General features: G+C 44.1%; 3 protein-coding genes. 1 reads left to right on the top strand and 2 read right to left on the bottom strand.

Translation table 11 applies throughout. The annotated features are described in order from the left end of the window. Positions 1-246: 246 nt before the first annotated feature. Both ACZND6_RS12670 and hmpA read right to left on the bottom strand, forming a co-directional pair. A complete protein-coding gene (locus ACZND6_RS12670; protein WP_489524765.1) occupies positions 247-531 on the bottom strand; it encodes an HU family DNA-binding protein in 285 nt (94 codons plus the stop codon). 484 nt (positions 532-1,015) lie between these two features. Further along, a complete protein-coding gene (gene hmpA, locus ACZND6_RS12675; protein ID WP_489524766.1) occupies positions 1,016-2,179 on the bottom strand; it encodes an NO-inducible flavohemoprotein in 1,164 nt (387 codons plus the stop codon). 272 nt (positions 2,180-2,451) lie between these two features. Between hmpA and ACZND6_RS12680 the strand changes: the two genes are divergently transcribed. Further along, on the top strand, positions 2,452-3,861 hold the full coding sequence (locus ACZND6_RS12680) for an ISAs1 family transposase (RefSeq protein WP_370748373.1): 1,410 nt from the start codon (positions 2,452-2,454) through the stop codon (positions 3,859-3,861). Positions 3,862-4,084 lie beyond the last annotated feature (223 nt).

A 4,084-nucleotide genomic window follows, 5' to 3' on the forward strand; every position in this document is an offset into this window, starting at 1 on the left:
GCAAGTAGGCGACCCGCATAGGTTAATTGGAACCGCTGGGTGCGAGACCCGCATGCCCAGTGGTGTGAGAGGGGTAGGTGAAAGCTTCCCCTACTCGATTATGTGCTTCAAATGAAACCTTGAAATTGAAGGGATTCTTTCTTCAGGGTTTCTAAAACGGCAGCAAAACCATTCTCACCCGAGCAAACCGTTTATCTAATTTACGGGATCAAAGATAAGCGTTAATCCGGTTCACAAAAGCAGTGATTAGCTGTTTTGTTCATCAACGCTCTGTTTGAATAAAGTACCCGGAACGAATTTTGGGACGCTGCGGGGCTTCAGCTCAAGCTTCTCTCCCGTATGGGGATTACAGATCACACGAGCTTTCCTCTTTACCTGGCGGAAGGTTCCGAAACCGACTAAGACGACCGGCTCTCCGTTTTTGACAGATGTCATAATAGAGCGAATCATTGTATTCAGCGTGCGGGTAGCCATGTCCTTAGTTATTTCATTTTCTTCCGCAATAATTTCGATCAATTGCTGTTTATTCATATTGTTCTTCCGAAGATGTGGTTATCGGGTGAGGATCAGAGTATTCAATTGAGGATGCGATTCCTCAAGAAACAATGAGGCTCATGGAGATATTAGCAAGATTGAGGAAATAATACTACTGAATTTTAGGTATATGGCATGAATTTCATTTTTTAGTCATAAGTTTCTTTATTGTGATTCTTAATTTTCACTTAATGAAATTTTTTATTAGTACTTATGCCTATATTTGATGAAACCTCTCTTCGAGCGCATGGAAATAACAAAAACAAATTTTCACCGCACGAAGTTTCTTCTCTGAAAATTAATGAGCCTCTTGGGAATTTCGCTCATTTAACGTGTTATTCTAAAAACAACCTATTGTTAGTTGCAATGGGGGATTAGATTTCTGGAATTTCGGTCTAAAGAAAAGCCCAAACGAGGTGTTCGGGCTTCTACTTCCTTTTCTAAAGTTCTTGCAGAGAGGTTTTAGAAAAGTTCGGATAAATTAGATAGCGCCGGTACCGAATTTTTCAGCGTGAATCTTTTCTGTCGGAACACCGTTTTTAACGAGTTCAGCAGCAGCAAGCTTCATGAAGGGAACAGGACCGCAAACACAGAAATCCGTGTCTTTGCCTGCCAGATGCTTGAAGAATTCTTCAGAAGGACGACCGTGGACAGAAGTTTCAAAAACTTCAAAGGTCACAGTACCTTCCTTAACGAGTAGATCGATCTCATCGGAGAAAGGAACGGCTTCTTTGGACTTGCAGACGTGAACGAAAGAAATCTTGCGAGTCGGGTCTTTCTTCACCGCTTCTTTCAGCATGGCGAACAACGGAGTGATGCCGATGCCGGCGGAAAGGAGGCAGAGGCTGCCGTCGCTTTCGGGAAGATTAAATTCACCGACCGGGAAAGAAACCTCAACGAGATCGCCTTCCTGGATGTCGTTGTGAAGGGTATTGGAAACCATACCGGCAGGAGATTTTTCTTCGGCTTCAACTTTCTTAACGGCGATTGTGAAGGATGCTGCGTCAGCTTTCACGACTGTGTACTGACGAGGCTGAATCAGTTCCTGTCCTTTTACGAAGACACGAACGGAGATGTACTGACCGGCCTTAACTTCAGGCATCTTGCCGTGGTCAACCGGAACCAGCTTGAAGGAAGTGACATTGTTTGTCTGTTTGGACTTCTCAACAACCTTGAAGAAACGCCAGCCTGTCCAGCCGCCTTCAACAACAGCGTTTTTGTCATAAATGTTTTTCTCTGCACCGATAAGGATGTCAGCGAGCTGTGTGTAAGCAGCAGTCCAAGCATCAATTAATTCTGGTGTGGCGGCTTCGCCGAGTACTTCTTTAATAGAGGCGACGAGGTGCTTACCGACGATTGGATAATGTTCGGCGCGAATGCCGACGGAAACGTGCTTGTTGGCAATGTGAGCAACAGCGCCTAAAAGCGGCTTAAGATTTTCGATGTTTTCTGCATAAGTCAGAACAGCGCCGGCCAAAGCCTGCTGCTGAAAACCGGCGCGCTGATGGCCCATATTGAAGACCTGCATCAGTTCCGGATTGTGAGAAAGCATTCTTTTGTAGAAATGAGAGGTGAGGGCTACACCGTGTTCGCGAAGGACAGGAACAGTAGTCGTAACGAGTTCGATTTGTTCTTTTGAAAGCATTGAATTCACCTATGTGTAACCAAAAATTCTGTGGTGATTCTAGTTGTAAACCCTCGTTCCTTTTGAAAGGAAATGTTCTCATCTGTAAGCAATCTTCTCCGACTTGAATTGTTTTTCGGGGCGTAGTCAGGTGGCCTGAAACAATAGTTCAGGGCGAACGTACATAATTTTTAACAAAACATCCTTAACTCATTAAAAAGTCGACAAAAACTATTGACTTTTTTTGAAATATGACATATAATATGTATGTCTATAATTTAATAGGTGGCATGATGGCTGTCAGCAAGGAAATCCTCGACCTTATCCCGCAAGGCTGCAAGGTCAACTGGAACGAGAAACAACAACGCTTCTATGTGTACAAGTCCACTTATTACTACAGTAAGGAACACAAAAGATCTCGTGAACAGCGTACCCAGGTCGGTACGATCGTTAACGGCGTATTTACTTATGCCAAAAGCTACCTGCTTAAACAGCAAATCAAGGATTTGAAGCAGGAGGTTAAGTCTTCGACTGCTGATGTCGTTAACAAAACTTCTGAAATTCTGTCCAATGAGGTCATTGATCCCCGTCAGGCTGCGAAGGTTCAATATCCTTTGGCGTACGTGTATTTGGTTGCTCTGCTCAGCTCGTTGTCCGGGCAGACAAGCTGTGTTCAAATCGCTGATTATTGGAGCAACCATCGGGCAGCTCTGGAAACAGTATTTGAAGACTTTCCTAAGCAGGACATTTCTCACGATACCGTTCGGCGTCTTCTTATGCTGATAGATCCTGAACAATTCCAGGGCTTTTACGGCAGACTTGTAGAACCGCTGCTTCACAAATTTACTTCTCGAATTGTTGCAGTGGACGGTCAAGCGGTCAAAGCCTCCAGAAGAAGTGGAGAAAGAGCCGGTAAATACATTCTTACCTTCTATGACACTGAAAATGGAATTGCTTTAGGACAAAAGCTCATCGGGAGCAAGGAAAATGAGATCACGCACGCCGCCTCAATGGTTGAGGGGCTCGATTTGGCAGGATGCATTGTTACGACCGATGCGCTCAATACGCAGGAAAAGTTCGCTTCAGCTTTAATCCAAAGAAAGGCAGACTACTGCCTTGCAGTGAAACAGAACCACAAATCGTTGTTTTATGACATACAGTTAAGTTTTGTGGATCGCACCGAAACCCGCACGCTGGAGATCGAAAAAGTTGAACTCGGACATGGAAGAATTGAGACAAGAAAGATTTCTGTGCTTCCGGGAAGTTGTCTGTCTGCAGCCTTATTGAAGAAATGGATAGGGCTGGATGAAGGCACGATCATTAAAGCTACGACAGAGAGCATTAACAAGACAACCGGCGAGATCAGTTCTCTTGATCGCTACTATATTAGCTCTCTGAACTTCTTGAATGCCCATATCGCAGAACAATGTGCCAGAGCCGTTAGACGTCACTGGGGAATTGAAAATGACCTCCACTATGTTCTGGATGTTAACTTCTACCAAGATAGGACACAGTGCAAAAACGCTAACTATCTGCAAAACAGAGTCCTCTTGAATAAATGGGCGCTTGGGATGATCAGAAAACTTCAAAAAGAAGAGGAAACCGAAACCGGCAAAGAGGCTAAAAGCGTGAAGCGAATCATGGCTAAGCTGCAGTCTCCGACGGCTGCTCTGGAGGCGTTGGCCACGCTAATTAACAAATAAATTCATGCGTAGCCCCTGACAATAGTTTGTGAGTGTTTTGCTCCTAACGAAAAACCAGTTAGATTGCTTGATAATGAGGGCTGGTAAAAAGAGTTCTAGAACACGACTGAACTTGTTATCAAAATCACTACTGTCCAAAATAAATTTGAACGATTGACATAGCCCCAATGCAAACATGCTGGCGATCCGATAAAGTTGATTTTTGCGAAATAAACAAACGGAA

The sequence above is a fragment of the Parasutterella sp. genome, from assembly GCF_057870745.1.